At 40.6% G+C, this 16,032-nt stretch carries 17 protein-coding genes; 11 read left to right on the top strand and 6 right to left on the bottom strand.

Annotated elements, in window-relative coordinates; genetic code table 11:
• Positions 1 to 18 precede the first annotated feature (18 nt).
• The 4 genes from KXJ59_RS10480 to KXJ59_RS10465 all read right to left on the bottom strand — a co-directional run bounded on the left by KXJ59_RS10480 (position 19) and on the right by KXJ59_RS10465 (position 2,603).
• Entirely contained in the window at positions 19 to 648 is a 630-nt protein-coding gene (locus KXJ59_RS10480; protein WP_295204302.1) for a hypothetical protein, read from the bottom strand.
• Positions 649 to 658: 10 nt separating this feature from the next.
• The gene (locus tag KXJ59_RS10475; RefSeq protein ID WP_295204299.1) at positions 659 to 1,159 is read right to left on the bottom strand and encodes an RNA polymerase sigma factor; all 501 of its coding nucleotides are present in this window, start codon (positions 1,157 to 1,159) and stop codon (positions 659 to 661) included.
• Between the two features lie 9 nt (positions 1,160 to 1,168).
• On the bottom strand, positions 1,169 to 1,960 hold the full coding sequence (locus KXJ59_RS10470; protein ID WP_295204298.1) for a TraB/GumN family protein: 792 nt from the start codon (positions 1,958 to 1,960) through the stop codon (positions 1,169 to 1,171).
• 214 nt (positions 1,961 to 2,174) lie between these two features.
• Positions 2,175 to 2,603 (bottom strand): Hsp20/alpha crystallin family protein, encoded by a 429-nt coding sequence (locus tag KXJ59_RS10465; protein ID WP_295204296.1) that lies wholly within the window; start codon positions 2,601 to 2,603, stop codon positions 2,175 to 2,177.
• A gap of 227 nt (positions 2,604 to 2,830) precedes the next feature.
• Here KXJ59_RS10465 and KXJ59_RS10460 point away from each other — a divergent pair, with 227 nt between their 5' ends.
• From KXJ59_RS10460 to KXJ59_RS10410, 11 genes are all read left to right on the top strand, one after another.
• Entirely contained in the window at positions 2,831 to 3,247 is a 417-nt protein-coding gene (locus KXJ59_RS10460; RefSeq protein WP_295204294.1) for a BrxA/BrxB family bacilliredoxin, read from the top strand.
• 153 nt (positions 3,248 to 3,400) lie between these two features.
• On the top strand, positions 3,401 to 4,561 hold the full coding sequence (locus KXJ59_RS10455; RefSeq protein ID WP_295204292.1) for a prolipoprotein diacylglyceryl transferase family protein: 1,161 nt from the start codon (positions 3,401 to 3,403) through the stop codon (positions 4,559 to 4,561).
• Between the two features lie 247 nt (positions 4,562 to 4,808).
• Positions 4,809 to 7,256 carry a TonB dependent receptor gene (locus tag KXJ59_RS10450; protein WP_295204287.1) on the top strand — a complete coding sequence of 816 codons (2,448 nt, stop codon included), beginning with the start codon at positions 4,809 to 4,811 and terminating at the stop codon, positions 7,254 to 7,256.
• 318 nt (positions 7,257 to 7,574) lie between these two features.
• A complete protein-coding gene (locus KXJ59_RS10445) occupies positions 7,575 to 8,066 on the top strand; it encodes a YajQ family cyclic di-GMP-binding protein (protein ID WP_295204284.1) in 492 nt (163 codons plus the stop codon).
• A gap of 201 nt (positions 8,067 to 8,267) precedes the next feature.
• Complete coding sequence (locus tag KXJ59_RS10440; protein WP_295204279.1) at positions 8,268 to 8,522, top strand: type B 50S ribosomal protein L31; 255 nt, start codon at positions 8,268 to 8,270, stop codon at positions 8,520 to 8,522.
• Between the two features lie 153 nt (positions 8,523 to 8,675).
• The gene (locus KXJ59_RS10435) at positions 8,676 to 9,485 is read left to right on the top strand and encodes a hypothetical protein (RefSeq protein ID WP_295204275.1); all 810 of its coding nucleotides are present in this window, start codon (positions 8,676 to 8,678) and stop codon (positions 9,483 to 9,485) included.
• Positions 9,486 to 9,576: 91 nt separating this feature from the next.
• The gene (locus KXJ59_RS10430) at positions 9,577 to 10,374 is read left to right on the top strand and encodes a hypothetical protein (RefSeq protein ID WP_295204273.1); all 798 of its coding nucleotides are present in this window, start codon (positions 9,577 to 9,579) and stop codon (positions 10,372 to 10,374) included.
• Positions 10,375 to 10,574: 200 nt separating this feature from the next.
• On the top strand, positions 10,575 to 11,303 hold the full coding sequence (gene bshB1 / locus KXJ59_RS10425) for a bacillithiol biosynthesis deacetylase BshB1 (protein ID WP_295204271.1): 729 nt from the start codon (positions 10,575 to 10,577) through the stop codon (positions 11,301 to 11,303).
• A 103-nt stretch (positions 11,304 to 11,406) separates the two neighbouring features.
• Positions 11,407 to 12,282: a carbon-nitrogen hydrolase gene (locus KXJ59_RS10420; protein WP_295204269.1), complete on the top strand. Its 876-nt coding sequence runs from the start codon at positions 11,407 to 11,409 to the stop codon at positions 12,280 to 12,282.
• 118 nt (positions 12,283 to 12,400) lie between these two features.
• Entirely contained in the window at positions 12,401 to 12,754 is a 354-nt protein-coding gene (locus KXJ59_RS10415; protein ID WP_295204266.1) for a four helix bundle protein, read from the top strand.
• 14 nt (positions 12,755 to 12,768) lie between these two features.
• Complete coding sequence (locus KXJ59_RS10410; RefSeq protein WP_295204263.1) at positions 12,769 to 13,869, top strand: agmatine deiminase family protein; 1,101 nt, start codon at positions 12,769 to 12,771, stop codon at positions 13,867 to 13,869.
• A 55-nt stretch (positions 13,870 to 13,924) separates the two neighbouring features.
• On the opposite strand, the gene KXJ59_RS10405 is transcribed toward KXJ59_RS10410, so the two are convergent.
• Positions 13,925 to 14,512: a methyltransferase gene (locus tag KXJ59_RS10405; protein ID WP_295204257.1), complete on the bottom strand. Its 588-nt coding sequence runs from the start codon at positions 14,510 to 14,512 to the stop codon at positions 13,925 to 13,927.
• A 114-nt stretch (positions 14,513 to 14,626) separates the two neighbouring features.
• Positions 14,627 to 15,967, bottom strand: coding sequence for a M24 family metallopeptidase (locus tag KXJ59_RS10400; RefSeq protein WP_295204254.1), 1,341 nt, complete (start codon positions 15,965 to 15,967; stop codon positions 14,627 to 14,629).
• Positions 15,968 to 16,032: the final 65 nt, after the last annotated feature.

The raw sequence follows: 16,032 nt of genomic DNA, 5'->3' as shown, positions 1-16,032 counted from the left end.
CTCTGTTCTTCTGTTTTCTCACCCCAACTCCTCTATGCATTTCTTCAACTCCGTCAAATAATTTCCATAGAGTTTTTTCAGGTACCATTTGGTGAAATAATACAGTGTTACGGCCAGTACAATCATATAAACACCCAGAAAAGTAAGTACCTGCCATCTTGCAGAGAAATAGTGCAACACAAACTTATCTACTTCAGGAACAGAAATGGGTTCCATACTTGATAAGATGAGTGAGAATACAAAACAAACAGGCAGCATGGCCATGGTAAACTGGAAATACCTTTTTACAAATTCCTCCAACAGACTTACGGCGCTTTGCAGGTTGGCTTTTACAGGCTGATGAGAGCTGGTAAGTTTTTGTGTTCTTTTATACAGGTAATATAAAATAAAAGTGAAAAGAAACATCAGTACGGCAAATACGCCAAAGTATAAACGAATAGACCAGTAGTCTGAAACAAAACATACATACAGCATGGCAATAGAAAACAGCACACAAAGCACCATTTCAACAACAAGGCTGCGTTTCAGTTTGCCAATGACAGAACTGGTTTTCTTTTTCAGTAGGGCTGCAATATCTGCATCAGTCCGGCTGGCATGATCTGTTGCCAGCTTTTGGTTGAGTTGATATTTTAGTTCATCGAGTTCCATAACACTTCATTTACGCGGGGGTCATATATTTTTGTGTCGATTCTTTCAGCTTTGTTTTGATGCGGTTCATTTTTACTGCCACATTATTGGCGGTAATACCCATCATGTCTCCAATATCATTATAGTTATAATCTTCCAGGTATAGCATTACAATGGCTTTGTCGATTTTGGAGAGATCGCCAATAGCTGTATACATGGCTTTTACCTGTTCTTCAATCGGATCATATGTTTCACTGGTTCCGAAATCAGGTACAGACTCAGTAGAATAGATATCAGGTTTTCTTTTCTCTTTCCTGAAAAAAGTAATGGCTGTATTCAGGGCAACACGATAGAGCCAGGTAGAGAATTTGGCATCGCCCCTAAAACCGGCATAAGCTTTCCAGGCCTGCAGGGTTATTTCCTGGAACAGGTCTTCACGATCCGCATGTGCATCCATATACAGGTTGCACACTTTATGGATAATGCGCTGGTGCTCGTTCAGTAATGCTATGAATTCCTTTTCAGCAGGCATCTGGCTAAATTAGTACAATACAGGTGTGAGTGTATAACCTTCTTTTTTTAACAAGGCAATTACACCCTGTTTACCACCCAGGTGTCCGGCACCTACTGCAAAAAAGCTGGGTTTATCCATAACCGCATTTTTAATAACCGGAATCCATTTTTTATTTCGTACAACCAGCATGGCTGTTTCAAAATCATTTGTTCCACCATTATCCATGATAAAACGATAAATTTTTTCGGCATTATTCTGCTTATATACCTGTATCATTTTTACCATCATCTGTTGTACACTATCGTACTTTAATACTGTTTGTTTAAAAGCCAGTACCTGAGAGTCGAGTGGTTGTGCATTAATGGCTTTTAGCTGATCATCTATCGTTTCTAATCCCAGTATCGGTAACTGGTTATTTTTGGCAATCGTTACAAACTCGGTTTCCGGCTGAATCCTGTCGGCACATTTAATACTACTGATAGCGAGCAGGCTCATGGGCATAAAAGGACTAAACTGGTTAAAGAGTTGTAAGGGCATTCCCGTAATGCTTTTAAAACTGTCGCTCACGGCTTTATAATCCTCATCACCCAATAATTTAGCGAGACTGGTTTCCTGTAAACGCATTTTTGTCATCAGGGTCATCTGCATACCGGGGTCATCCATATCCAGCTCTCCATAAAACTGTTTGGCCGTTTTTATTTTTGCTTCCAATGCAGGCGAAATGGTAAAATCAGACTTGCACATGATATGGAAAGTGCCAAAAATGTAGGATGGTTGTTGTAAGCCTTTACCGCTGATTTTCCAGAGTAATGAACTCACGGGTGGTTTTTGTGCCTCTGAAGACCGGGGAATGAATAGGGCGACTGTACACAAACTATAGAACAGTTTTCTGAGCAACATCAATTGAGTTTTTCTGTTTGTCGCAGTTAAGGCCGAAATATTACGAAAAAAAATAGCCCCGTGTAGAAACACGGGGCGAAACCAAAACCAACTGCATGTGTGCCTTCAACAGGCACCATATGAAAACTTGTTCTTATAAAATGCTGATCTCTTTGGGAGATACTTTTACTTCTTCTTTTTTGGGCAGGTACAATTTCAGTACACCATTTTCATAACGGGCCTGAATAGCATCCGCATTGATTTTTTCATCGAGTGAAAAACTGCGCTTGAAAGAACGGAAATTAAATTCCCTGCGGATCGTTTTGTAGTCTTTCTGCTCGGTTGTTTCTTTCTTTTCGTAGCTGATGGTCAGCAGTCCATTTTCCAGGTTTACTTTAAAATCTTCCTTGTTTCTGCCCGGTGCATTCAGTTCGAGGTGATAACCTTCTGCTGTTTCATGAATGTTTACAGGAACAGTTGCATAAGCCTGGTTGGTATCCTTACCCCAGGTAGCAGGAAAACTGTTAAAGAGTTCGTCGAACAAACTGTTGAATGGAGCTGTGTTGTGTTTTACGAGTGTCATATCAGATGTTTTTATGTTTTTGAATTGAATTCGTATTAATCCGTTCAAACGGTATACCATCACCCTGACAATGCATTTTTTGCAGTTTTTCTGGCTAAATTCCATAGTTCAATACGCCATAATGACGCTTATTTGTTTTTCATACAGACATTATGTCTTTTATTTTAATAGTTAGTGTTACAACTTTTAATCCTAATTTTGTGTTCTTAATTATAAAACAAGCGAATATGTATCCAGCAGAGATTGTATTACCCATGAAAGCGGAGTTGACAGATAGTGGTTTTGAGGAGTTATTATCTGCTTCCGATGTTGATAATATGTTACAGCAGAAAGGTACCACATTAGTGGTTATTAACTCTGTATGTGGTTGTGCAGCAGGCACTTGCAGACCAGGCGTTTTAATGGCTGTTCAGAATTCCGGCAAACGTCCAGACCACCTGACCACCAGTTTTGCGGGTTTCGATGTAGAAGCCATTAATAAGGTTCGTCAGCATTTATTGCCTTATCCACCATCATCACCGGCCATTGCGCTTTTTAAAGACGGGCAGTTGGTGAGTATGGTAGAACGTCACCAGATCGAAGGCCGCCCAGCTCAGGTGATAGCACAACACCTGATTTCTGTTTTTGATGAACATTGCAATTAATTTTACTATAGTTTTGTTTAAGGATGGGTTAGTAAGTACGGCTCCACTTTGGTGGAGCCTTTTTTGTTCTCCGGGAACCAGAAAACAGTTTCATAATTTCTGACTATCATTGCATCTGTCTTAATAATTGAATGACATTTAGACGAGCTTTTTATGTATCCTAATTTGTATTACGCTTTCAAAGACATTTTCGGGGTTGAACTGGAAGGATTAAAACTGGTAAACAGTTTTGGTTTTTTTGTAGCCCTTTCTTTTATTCTTTCCGCATGGATACTGACACTGGAATTAAAGCGGAAGCAAAACCTCGGACAGTTTACTTTTACTGAAGAAAAAATTCTGGTAGGTGCAAAAGCAAGTGTGGCAGAACTACTGATTAATTTTTTACTGGGCTTTGTATTTGGTTTCAAAATACTCGGCGCATTTGTGATTGATGCTGCCTTGAACGATCCGCAGGCATTTATCTTATCAGCCAATGGTAGCTGGCCTTTTGGCCTATTAGTGGGTTTTATATTTTCCGGTTTGAAATGGTGGGAGAAGAATAAACAGAAACTGGATAAACCCGAAGAAAGAACCATCCGTATCTGGCCGCACGACAGGGTAGGAGATATTGTATTGTATGCAGCATTGTTTGGTTTTCTCGGCGCCAAAATTTTTCATAACCTCGAAAACTGGAAAGAGTTTTCAAAGGATCCGATTGGTTCTCTGATCTCTTTTAGTGGTCTTACTTTTTATGGCGGATTAATCTGCGCCGGAGCTGCCATTATCTACTATGCGCGAAAAAGAAAAATATCAGTCATTCACCTGGCAGATGCCATGGCACCAACCATGATGTTTGCTTATGCATTCGGAAGAATCGGTTGCCAGATAAGTGGAGATGGTGACTGGGGTATACCCAACACCCATCCAAAACCATTTAGCTGGATGCCCGATTGGTTATGGGCATATAGTTATCCGCATAATGTAATTGGTGAAGGAAAACCAATCGCCGGTTGTGATGGACCTTATTGTAATGAACTGTTTCCGGCAGTGTATCCTACTCCCTTATATGAAATCATCGCCTGTTTCATACTCTTTGCAGTCTTATGGATATACCGTAAAAAGCTCAAAGTAGCCGGTCAGCTCTCTGGACTCTACCTTATATTAAACGGCTTGGAACGTTTTTTTATCGAAAAAATCCGTGTCAACACCAAATACGAAGACCTTCCCCTCCAGCCTACACAGGCTGAACTGATCTCTTTTGTCATGATTCTGTCTGGCATCTTATTGATGTTCAAGGCAAAAGACTGGTTTGGGAAACCAGGTTTCAAGATCTAAGAGACAAGTTGTAAGCTACAAGATACCAGGAACAAGGGATAGTAATATAATTGATAATCAATTAATTATATTACTATCCCTTGTTTTTTTCCCCCTTGTTTCTTGTGTCCTGATACCTGTTTTTTCTCGTTTGCCACTCATCCTTGTTTAACACCGTTCATTATAAAACTATGTACTATGCAAAACATAGTACATAGTTTCGTTCTGTAATTAGCAACAACGAGAACTAAAATATTAAACTTTTTTTATGAGAAATTTGAAAAACTTACTGGCAGCCATCGCAATGGTTTCTGTTTCGGTAGCAGCTCAGGCACAGACTGCAAAAATTAATGGTGCCGTAGCAGGCTCACAAAAACCAGTTGAAGCTGCTTCAGTGGGTATTTTACGTGCAAAAGATTCAGCCATCGTTAAAATGGCTGTAACCGACAAGACAGGTCAGTTTGAAGTAGAAAAACTGTCAGCGGGTAAATACCTCGTACTTGTACAGTCTGTGGGGTATAATAAATATTACAGCCCTGTATTCGACCTGGCCAATGGTCAGTCATATACCGTTCAGCCCATTACACTTACCAATATTTCAAAAGAACTGGAAGGGGTAGTAGTTACATCTAAAAAGCCGATGATTGAGCAGAAATTAGACAGAACCATCATTAATGTAGATGCTTCTCCTACCAATGCCGGTGCCACTGTACTGGAAGTGCTCGAAAAATCACCTGGTATTTCTGTAGATAAAGATGGTAATATCAGCCTGAAAGGAAAACAGGGAGTGGTGGTATTAATTGATGGTAAACCTACGTATCTCGGTGCACAGGACCTGGCCAATATGTTACGAAATATGTCGAGCTCAAACCTCGAAACTATTGAACTGATGACCAATCCGCCTGCACGTTTTGATGCATCTGGTAATTCAGGTGTGATCAACATCAAAACCAAGAAAACAAAAACCATGGGTTATAATGCCAGCGTTACAACCGGTTTTTCACAAGGGGTGTTACCCAAAACCAACAATAGTTTTAACCTGAATTACAGGCAGAACAAGATCAACTTTTTTGCCAATGCAAGTCATAACTACACCGAAAACTTTGGCAATATCAAGATCGACAGAAATTTCCGTAACCAGAGTACAGGTGCACTGTTAACTTCATTCAATCAGTTGGCGAAGAACGACCGTGTGTTCAACAGCTACAATTACAAAGCAGGTTTCGATTACTTCATGAATAAAAAGACAACACTCGGACTGGTTGTAAATGGCTATAACAGTGTTGGAGATGAGTATACTGATAATACAACTTATATTAAAGATCCTGCAGGCAGTGTAGTAACACGCACACAGGCAATCAACGATGTAAACCTGAAATTTAAAAATGTAGGTGTGAATGCTAACCTGCGTCATGTATTCGATAGCACAGGTAAGGAATTAACCATTGATGCAGATTATATAAACTATTCGCAGAATAATAAGCAGGTATTGAGCAATGAATTCTTCGATCAGAACGGTAATGTAAAATCGCCTGATGAAATTTTAAGAGGTATACTTCCTGCATCTATTAATATCTATAGTTTCAAAGCAGATTATTCTCAGTCAATGAAAGGGCAGGTAAAATTTGAAGCAGGATTAAAAACCAGCTATGTAAATACAGATAATGATGCGCAGTATGCTAATTGGAACGGAGCTCAGTTTGTAAACGATGCAACCCGTAGTAACCATTTTCTTTACAAAGAAAATATTAATGCAGCGTATGTAAACTTCAACAAACAGTTTACAAAAAAATGGAGTGCCCAGTTGGGTCTGCGTGCAGAGAATACCAATATTACCGGTAACCAGTTAACAACAGGAGAAGTCTTCAAACGCAACTACACACAGGTATTCCCAACAGCATATATTGGTTATACAGCGAATGATAAGAACCAGTTTGCATTGAGTTATGGCCGTCGTATCGATCGCCCCAACTACCAGGACCTGAATCCGTTCTATTATTTCCTTGATAAATACACTTACCAGGTGGGTAACCCTTATCTGCGCCCACAGTTCAGTCATAATATTGAATTAGTGCATACTTACAGAGGCGTATTAAATACCTCATTAAACTACAGCAAAACCAATGATATCCTTCAGGATGTATTAGAGCAGATAGACAGTACCAATTCTTCCTTTGTAAAGAAAAGCAATATCGCACGCAGACAAAATTTAGGAGCATCAGTGAGTCTGGGTATGCCTGTTACAAAATGGTTCAGAACAAATATTTATGTAAATGTGTTCTACAATCATTTTAAAGGAATGGTAAACAACGGAGAAATTTCTGTAGGAGCTACTTCAGTTATGACCAATATCTCTAACCAGTTTACTTTCCCTAAAGGATGGGGTGCTGAACTAAGTGGTTTCTATCGCACACAAGGAGTAGAAGGTGTATTGGTTGCAAAACCAATGGGTGGGTTGAATATTGGATTTACCAAACAGGTATTGAAGAATAAAGGAATGGTTAGACTGGTAGTAAGAGATGTACTATATACACAAATCTTTAACGGATATAGTAAGTACCAGAATGTGGATGTAACTATCCGTCAGAACAGAGACAGTCGTGTAGTAAACCTGAGTTTTACTTATCGTTTCAGCAAAGGAAAAACTGCAGCACAACGTAAAAGAGGTGGTGCCAATGAAGAACAGAATCGTGTGAATTTAGGTGGTGGAAACTAAATCAACGATCGATGAGCGGAATTGGGCAGGAGATAAAGACAAGATTTTCCATTTGACCCGAAATGATTCCGCTCATCCTATTTTGACATTTCTGTGTAGCAGTATAAAGTCAATTTAGCAACATCAACTTTGTTTTTTTCTCATGTGCATTATATAGAAGGCGGCCCCGATTTCTATCGGGGCCTATTTTTTTGGAAGAGACCGAAAGTCGGCAAGTCCGCAAGTCCGAAAGATGATTGTACAGGAACCTATTTCTTTCGGTCTTTTGGTCTTTCGGACTTTCCGACTTCCCTGCTTATCTTTACAAAAAATCATCCCATGCCTTCTTTCGACATAGCCAGTAAAGTAGACCTCCAGACCCTGGATAATGCCATCAATACCGTTAAAAAAGAGATTGCAGGTCGTTTCGATTTCCGCGACTCCCATGTGTCTGTAGAACTCAATAAAAAGGATTATATCGTGTCGCTCGAAGTAGAAAGCGATATGAAAATGAAGCAGTTGATTGATGTACTGATCGGCAGGGCCATTAAACAGGGGATTGAGGGCAGTGCTTTCGATTTCTCCAAAGATGCCTATCCGAGCGGTAAAGTGGTGAAAAAAGAGGTTTCCGTAAGAAATGGCCTAAAACAGGATGATGCCAAAAAGATCGTGAAAATGATCAAAGACAGCGGTCTTAAGGTACAGGCAGCCATTATGGATGATATCATACGCGTTACAGCCAAGAAAATCGATGATTTACAGGACGTTATAGCAAAATGTAAGACCGCAGAACTGGGTATTCCACTGCAGTTTATTAATATGAAGAGCTAAAAGATAGCAAGTCCGGAAGCCGGCAAGAACGAAATTCCGCAAGAAAAAGGCACCGATTCAACCATCTTTCGGACTTTCGGTCTTTCCGACTCCCGGACTATTAATTCTCCTTTAATTTGGCAATTCCCTGCATCCTGCTTACTTTTGCAGTCCTTAAAAATAAGCGTACGGCCAAATCCGTACCACCTAAAACAAATAATTATGAAACAAGGTATCCATCCGGAAAATTATCGTTTTGTTGTGTTCAAGGATATGAGTAATGGTCACACATTCCTGAGCCGTTCAACTGCAGCTTCAAAAGAAACCATCGTTTGGGAAGGAGATGGTAAAGAATATCCAGTAATTAAACTGGAGATTTCTAATACTTCACATCCATTCTATACCGGTAAAAACATGCTGGTAGATACTGCAGGTCGTATCGACAAATTCAAAAAACGTTACGAGAAGAAGAAATAATTTCAACTTCAATCATATTCGAGTCCCGCTTGTACAACAGGCGGGACTTTTTTTTGCCTCATTTTTCCGTTTATCACCAACCACATCAATATGCTATTTATACAGCATGTTTGTGCAGATACTTTCGTGTTCAAATTATTAAAACACAAAGTTATGTTGATGAATAAATATGGACGTTTTGTACTGGTGATCATGATAGCCATAACGTCCTGTTCAAAAAAAACAGATACCATCATCCAGCCTCCGGTACCTGTTGAACCTGTAAAAGGTAAACTATCAAAAATAAGTTACGACAGTGGTGCGTATGATTCATTGTATTATTCCTCCACCGGTAAACTCATCAAAATAAAATCTGTATGGGATCCTTCATCTGCTGTGAGCGTAACCTATTCCTTCGAATATAATGCACAGGAAAAGCTTACACGAATCAACAGCGATCAGGGTGAAGAATACCGATATAGCTATAACGGTAACCAGTTGGAAGAAGTTGGACAGTATGTGGGTGGTCTTAAAATAAGACATAAAGGATTTACGTATGATAGCCAGGGTATACTCACATCAACACATACCTATGCAGATGTACTGAACAACCCGAATGACCAGGATTTTCTCGACATGTTTATTTATACGTATTATCCTGATGGTAACCTGAAAACAGAAACATCTTATTCCGTTCATCCGAATACGGGACAGCCTGTAAAAGAAGCATCTATTACTTATTCAGATTATGATCAGCACCATAGCCCGGATGATGTTTTTAAACAGGTGCCTTATTTTTTTGGACAGCGTTTTTTCAAAAACAATGCACGCCAGCGGGTGGTAAAGAATGAAAAAACTGGTGTTGAATCTACTTACCTTTTTACCTATACCTATAACCAGTCAACACTTCCGATCACCAGAAAATTTGAATACTATGGCAATGGTAACTGGGAAGAAGGAACCTGTACCTATAGTTATTATTAGCAGTTTTTTACATGGTAAAAATTAGTTAAAGCAAGTATATCCGACACGAATGGTCAATGGTCTGTGTCAAACAAAAAAAACAGAAGACAGTATGAAAAAAGCGATGAACATTTTTGGCTCAATGATTTTGATGATGGTCATTATCTCCTGTGGAAAAAAAACAGAGCAGCCGGTGCAACAAACTTTATTCAGCGGTAAACTGGCAAAAGTGAGTTTTGGAGGAGGTTATTCAGATTCCTTTTATTACAGACAGGATGGTAAACTGGATAAGATTATTATTTTCTCCGACCTGGGTGGTACTACTTATAAAGAAGTATATCAGTTTGCTTATAATAGTATCGGTAAGGTAGCATCTGTTCAGATTGAAAACGGAGCTGAGTTCAGGTATGCTTATGTGAATGATCAGGTAACGGCAGTGAGCCGGTATGAGAATGGAGTAAAAATGAGCTACAAGTTTATTAATTATGTAGGGCAGGGTACAAGGCTGGAATCGATAGAAGACTATGAAAAAACCTCTCCGGGTGCCATCGGTTTTGCCTACACTTTTAAACAGGAATATACTTATCATCCCGATGGAAACCTGAAAGAAGAAATCAGGTACCAGATCAATCAAAACGGACAGGCTACCAAATACCAGACTACCCGTTATGATAATTATGACCAGCATTTGAATGTAGACAATACGTTCAGGCATTTCCTGTACCTGAGTGGGGTGCCTATAACGGTCAACAATCCTACAAAGATTACCCGTCGTGATGAAATTGCCGGATCGGAACAGGTGTACAATTACCAGTTTACCTACAATGGAAAAGCAGCCCCGGTAAAAAGAACCATGTCAACCGGCCCTTTAGGCTCAACTGAAACTGAAGTAACCTACAGTTATTATTAAGCAATCGAAGTATCCTCAACGACTCTGCGTAAACTCCGTTTCCTCTCGTTCTCTGCGGTGAATATTCGAGTAATTCCACCGCAGAGAACGAGAGGAAACGAAGGTTTCGCGGAGTCGTTTTTTGTTGAGGAAATTGCTAATGAGCCAGGGTGTGTCAAGTAAAATGCAAGTATTACCTTTGCCAGCATTAAAACAGATTCATGAAACTTGATATACTGGCATTTGGGGTACATCCGGATGATGTGGAACTGGGTTGTTCCGGCACCATTATGGCGGCACTGGCAGAAGGAAAGAAAGTAGGTATTGTAGACCTTACCCGTGGAGAACTGGGCACAAGGGGAACGGCTGAAACACGTAAACAGGAGGCCGCCGCTGCCGCCGCTATTATGGGTGTAACAGTGAGGGAAAACCTGGGTATGGCCGATGGCTTTTTTCAGAACGATGAAAAACACCAGCGACTGGTCATTGAAGTCATCAGGAAATATCGCCCTGAAATTATTCTTGCCAATGCACCCGAAGACAGACACCCCGATCATGGACGAAGCGCCAAACTGGTATCGGATGCCGCTTTCCTTGCAGGCTTAAGAAAAATTGAAACAACCGAAAATGGGCAGTCTCAGGAAGCATGGAGACCAACCTATGTATTCCATTATATACAGGATCGTTTTATCCAGCCATCATTTGTAGTAGACATTACTGCGTATATGGATAAAAAAATTGAATCTGTATTAGCATACACCACCCAATTCAACAGTACAGGAGGAAATGAACCGCAAACCTATATCTCCACCCCGCAATTCCTTGAAACCGTAAAAGCCAGGGCCATGATGCTGGGCAAAAGAATAGGCGTAGGTTACGCAGAAGGATATATTACAGAGAAGATTATCGGTATTAATAGTTTTGACGCGATTATTAAACACAGCACGTGATGAGCTGCCAGCTTCTAGCCACTAGCAGCTAGAAAAAAATAACAAAAGCAAATAATTAAATACTAGCAGCTAGTGGCTAGAAGCTAGAAGCTAAAACAACGGTATGTCAAAAATTCAAATAGGCCTGGTGCAAATGAGTTGCACGGCATCGAAGGAAGAAAATATGGCGAAAGCCATTGAAGGTATCCGTGCAGCGGCTGCAAAAGGCGCGCAGATTGTTTGTTTGCAGGAACTGTTTACCAGCCTGTATTTCTGCGATGTGGAAGATTATGAAAACTTCAAACTCGCAGAAGCAATTCCCGGTGCGTCTACAGAAACATTGTCAAAAATTGCTGCTGAATTGAATGTGGTGATCATTGCTTCTTTATTTGAAAAAAGAACAGAAGGGTTATACCACAACACGACTGCGGTATTGGATGCAGATGGTAGCTACCTTGGTAAGTACCGCAAAATGCATATACCCGATGATCCGGCTTATTATGAGAAATTTTATTTCACTCCCGGAGACCTCGGTTATAAAGTATTCAAAACAAAATACGCAACATTGGGTGTATTGATCTGTTGGGACCAATGGTATCCTGAAGCAGCAAGAATTACATCGCTGATGGGAGCGGAGATATTATTCTATCCTACAGCCATCGGTTGGGCCACCAGTCAGGATGAAGCTACTAACACCGAACAATACAATGCATGGCAAACCATACAGAGAAGTCATGCAGTAGCCAACGGCGTTCACGTAGTAAGTGTAAACAGGGTAGGCTTTGAACAGAATGGCGCCATGAAATTCTGGGGCGGTTCATTTGTAAGTAATCCATTCGGATCATTGCTTTATAAAGCCTCGCATGATGAAGAAGAGGTTACTGTAGTTGAAATTGATACAAAGAAAACTGATCGTTATAGAACTCATTGGCCATTCTTACGTGATCGCCGAATTGACTCATATCAACCCATTACTAAACGGTTCATCGACGAGGACTAATTTAGTCCGAAAGTCCGGGAGACCGAAAGTCCGAAAGTGAGGAGAGTAGTGGTTAAGATTGCATGCTACGCGGAGCGGGTGGTTCGTATGACAATGATTTATCTTGTGCGAAAAAAGTATGCCCTTTAAATTTGAAAAATTAATTGTGTGGCAGAAATCATTGCAATTAATTGAAAAGGTGAATGTGCTGGTAAAACAATTTCCTAAAGAAGAACTATTTGTTTTAACAAGCCAGATAAAAAGAGCCGCGGATTCAGTATCGCTTAATATAGCTGAAGGGTCTACAGGACAATCAAATCCTGAGTTTCTACGGTTCTTGAATTTTGCTATTCGATCAAATATAGAAGTAGTTGCCTGCCTGCATATTGCCAGGATTAGAGGCCTAATCAAACAGGCAGATTTTGAGGATATATACACGCTGTGCGATGAAATGCTGGCAATGCTAAATGCACTTAAACAAAAACTAAAATAAAAGTTATAACATACATGTTCTCCCCCAACAAAAAACAACTAACACCGGACTTTCGGTCTTCCGGACTTTCGGACTCAAAAGATACTCCTAAATCTCTCGGATACTTTTTCCCCGCTGAATTTGAGCAACATGAAGCCACCTGGCTTTCATGGCCGCATAAAGAAGCAAGCTGGCCCGGTAAGATTGATTCTATCTATCCCAATTACGCATTATTCATTAAGTATTTGGCGTTAAGTGAAAAAGTGCGCATCAACGTAGCCAACGATGCCATGAAATTATTTGCCATCGGCCACCTCGAGAAAGCCGGTGTAAACCTGTCGCAGGTTGAATTTTTCATGCACCCCACCAACGATGCCTGGTGCCGCGATCATGGACCGGCATTCCTCATCAACTCCAACGCAGCGCAACGAAAAGTAATTGTTGACTGGAACTATAATGCATGGGGCAATAAATATCCTCCCTACGATTTAGATGATGTTATTCCAACTTTAATCGGACAACATTTCAATATACCTGTATTTAATCCGGGTATTGTAATGGAAGGAGGTTCGGTAGAATTCAATGGTGCAGGAACTGTGTTAACATCTACCTGCTGCTTGTTAAATCCCAACCGAAACCCACATTTAAGTCAGTCGCAGATAGAACAATACCTGATCGATTATTATGGAATGGAACAGGTATTATGGGTGGATGAAGGCATTGTGGGCGACGATACCGATGGACATATCGACGATACCGTTCGCTTTGTAAATACAGATACCGTTATTACGGTTATTGAAGAGAACAAACAGGATGAAAATTATGCATTGTTGCAAACCAATCTGCAACAGTTAAAAGAAATGCGTTTATTGAATGGCAAGCAGTTGAATATTATTGAACTACCCATGCCCGATGAAGTGGTGTATGAAGACCAGCGCCTGCCTGCATCATACGCCAATTTCTATATCAGCAATCAACATGTAATTGTGCCTACATTCCGTTCAGCGAAAGATGATAAGGCATTAAGCATTATTGCCGATGCATTCAAAGACAGAGAAGTAGTGGGTATCGACTCCACCGATATCATCTGGGGCCTCGGCAGCTTCCATTGCCTCAGCCAACAGGAACCGAAGTAGATCTCGGATGTCTGATGGCGGATGTCGGATTTGTTTTGGAGTGAGGCACGGAGTTTCACGGAGGGGTGAGAATAAAGAACAACTCGCTTCCTGAACGTTGTGGAATGGAGTTGTAAGCAGTCCCCATTTTTTGAATGCTGAAATAGTTACTGAATAAATCTCTATATTCTTTTTCATCGCCTCCAAAGGGCGGACTGTTTTCAAATGAACGATTAAACAACAGACCAACCAGTTTCCCGCTCGGATTTAATAATTGTTTGATCTTCTCTACGTAAGCCTTTCTTAATGATGGATCAATAGCGCAGAAAAAAGTTTGTTCAAGAATAAGATCATAGCTTCCCGAAAGTTCAAAAAAATCACCACAGATAATCTGAATAGCATCTCCAAACTGCCTGAACTGGTTGTTTAATTTTTCTGCTACCACCGGTGCAATATCAATCACGGTAATATTGGTAAAACCATTTTCTAACAGGTAAGCAGCTTCATAACTATTGCCTCCACCGGGAATGAGTATGCTGATATCTCTTCGTTCTAATTGATCGATATATGTTTTTAGTGGAGTAGATACAAACCCAATATCCCAACCGGTTTCCTCTTTTTTATATCGCTCGTTCCAGTAATCAGCCGATAAAAATTCATCCATATTCTAAAATTTATAAAACGACTCCGCGTAAACTCTGTGTTCTCTCGTTCTCTGCGGTGAATTTGCTCGAATACTCACCGCAGAGAACGAGAGAGCACGGAGAAAACCGCAGGGTTAGTCTCCTATGTGGGGGGCGTGTGAAGGAACCAGTAAGAGTTTTACTTGTCTGCCGCTGATATAACGGAATTGTTTGCCATCCCAATACCCATCCTGCTCCAGCATAATACGCACCGGTTTTTTCCATTCAGGAATATCGGAAGCGGCATTCAGTTCAATGGAATAAGCTGTACGCTCATTCATTTTAAAGTCGCCGGAGCCGGGTACTGATACCTGGTTATCCCACATGCCGATGGTGGTACCGGCAGCATGACCATGAAAACCAATAGGGTGGGTGTATATTACGGCTTGTATATTTTCTGCTTTCGCCTGAGCCAGTGCATCTTTCAAAATCTGGTTACCCGATTTGCCTGTTTTGAATTGCGAAGTAAGGATGTCCTGTAAACGATTTCCTTTTTCAAATGCTTTCACCAGACTTGCAGGGGGAGCTTTTTCACCGGGTTGCAGTACATACGCATGTTGCTGAATATCTGTATTCAATCTTAGATAGGTAATGCCAATATCAACATGTAATAAATCACCTGTTCTGATCACTTCATCCTTAGGTCTGCTGGAGAAAGAACGAAGATGATCGAAATTCTCCGGGTCATTTCTTTGAATCGATACAGAAGTATGGAACCAGGTATCTAAACCAAGATCGCGGATTTTTTGTCTGAACCACCATACCAGATCATCGGTAGTAGTAACTCCGGGCATGATTACTTTTTCTGAAAACCCTTCTTTAATGATATCGTGTGTAATTTGAATGAGTTGCGGATACAACTGCATCTCTCGTTCAGTCCTTGTCTCCAGCCAGCGAACAGCGAGCTTTTCAGCGCTCACGATTTTTTTAGCAGTCGCAGCAGGAAGTTTGGCAACCAGTTCTTTTTGTTCTGTATAGGTAAGCCCGTCTGCATGACCAAAATCAGCGGAATAATTCAGACCAATTTTAGCAGGATTTCTTTGTTGAATCAGATCCACCAGTGCATCCCACTGGTCGGGGAATTTGGCCATATCCCATGATGCTTTTATTTCATTGCCTACATTGTAACGGGCAATAGCCAGTTTTTCAAATGCACCGGAAGGATTGCGATAAAAAACAAGAATGGTTCTTCTCCTTGCAGAGATCCAGGTAGCCGGCAGCATGGTTTTAATTACCGGGTCTTCATTATACTCGCGTGAAATAACCAGCCACATATCAATGGCTTCTTCTTTCATCAGCACCGGCAATAAATTATTCAACCTGTCTGCCAGCAATTCATCCACCACTTTCGCCTGATCTTTCAAAGGCAAAATATACTGTCCCCTCGACTGGGATAGGCAGGATGCCAGGAGGATAACTACGATAATTGTTCTCATGTTTATCTTTGATTTTTTGATCTTTGATTTCCTGATTCTTAATTTCTTGTAATCTTGACAACTTA

The sequence above is a fragment of the Sediminibacterium sp. genome (genome assembly GCF_019264485.1).
Taxonomy (GTDB): domain Bacteria; phylum Bacteroidota; class Bacteroidia; order Chitinophagales; family Chitinophagaceae; genus Sediminibacterium.
This window is presented reverse-complemented; position numbering and strand designations above follow the sequence as displayed.

Coding starts and splice junctions, on each gene's coding strand:
- KXJ59_RS10445 (WP_295204284.1), top strand. CDS start 7,575: ATGCCTTCTTTCGACATAGCCAGTAAAGTAGACCTCCAGACCCTGGAT.
- KXJ59_RS10420 (WP_295204269.1), top strand. CDS start 11,407: ATGTCAAAAATTCAAATAGGCCTGGTGCAAATGAGTTGCACGGCATCG.
- bshB1 (WP_295204271.1), top strand. CDS start 10,575: ATGAAACTTGATATACTGGCATTTGGGGTACATCCGGATGATGTGGAA.
- KXJ59_RS10460 (WP_295204294.1), top strand. CDS start 2,831: ATGTATCCAGCAGAGATTGTATTACCCATGAAAGCGGAGTTGACAGAT.
- KXJ59_RS10405 (WP_295204257.1), bottom strand. CDS start 14,512: ATGGATGAATTTTTATCGGCTGATTACTGGAACGAGCGATATAAAAAA.
- KXJ59_RS10455 (WP_295204292.1), top strand. CDS start 3,401: ATGTATCCTAATTTGTATTACGCTTTCAAAGACATTTTCGGGGTTGAA.
- KXJ59_RS10435 (WP_295204275.1), top strand. CDS start 8,676: ATGTTGATGAATAAATATGGACGTTTTGTACTGGTGATCATGATAGCC.
- KXJ59_RS10465 (WP_295204296.1), bottom strand. CDS start 2,603: ATGACACTCGTAAAACACAACACAGCTCCATTCAACAGTTTGTTCGAC.
- KXJ59_RS10400 (WP_295204254.1), bottom strand. CDS start 15,967: ATGAGAACAATTATCGTAGTTATCCTCCTGGCATCCTGCCTATCCCAG.
- KXJ59_RS10415 (WP_295204266.1), top strand. CDS start 12,401: ATGCCCTTTAAATTTGAAAAATTAATTGTGTGGCAGAAATCATTGCAA.
- KXJ59_RS10410 (WP_295204263.1), top strand. CDS start 12,769: ATGTTCTCCCCCAACAAAAAACAACTAACACCGGACTTTCGGTCTTCC.
- KXJ59_RS10440 (WP_295204279.1), top strand. CDS start 8,268: ATGAAACAAGGTATCCATCCGGAAAATTATCGTTTTGTTGTGTTCAAG.
- KXJ59_RS10450 (WP_295204287.1), top strand. CDS start 4,809: ATGAGAAATTTGAAAAACTTACTGGCAGCCATCGCAATGGTTTCTGTT.
- KXJ59_RS10430 (WP_295204273.1), top strand. CDS start 9,577: ATGAAAAAAGCGATGAACATTTTTGGCTCAATGATTTTGATGATGGTC.
- KXJ59_RS10480 (WP_295204302.1), bottom strand. CDS start 648: ATGGAACTCGATGAACTAAAATATCAACTCAACCAAAAGCTGGCAACA.
- KXJ59_RS10475 (WP_295204299.1), bottom strand. CDS start 1,159: ATGCCTGCTGAAAAGGAATTCATAGCATTACTGAACGAGCACCAGCGC.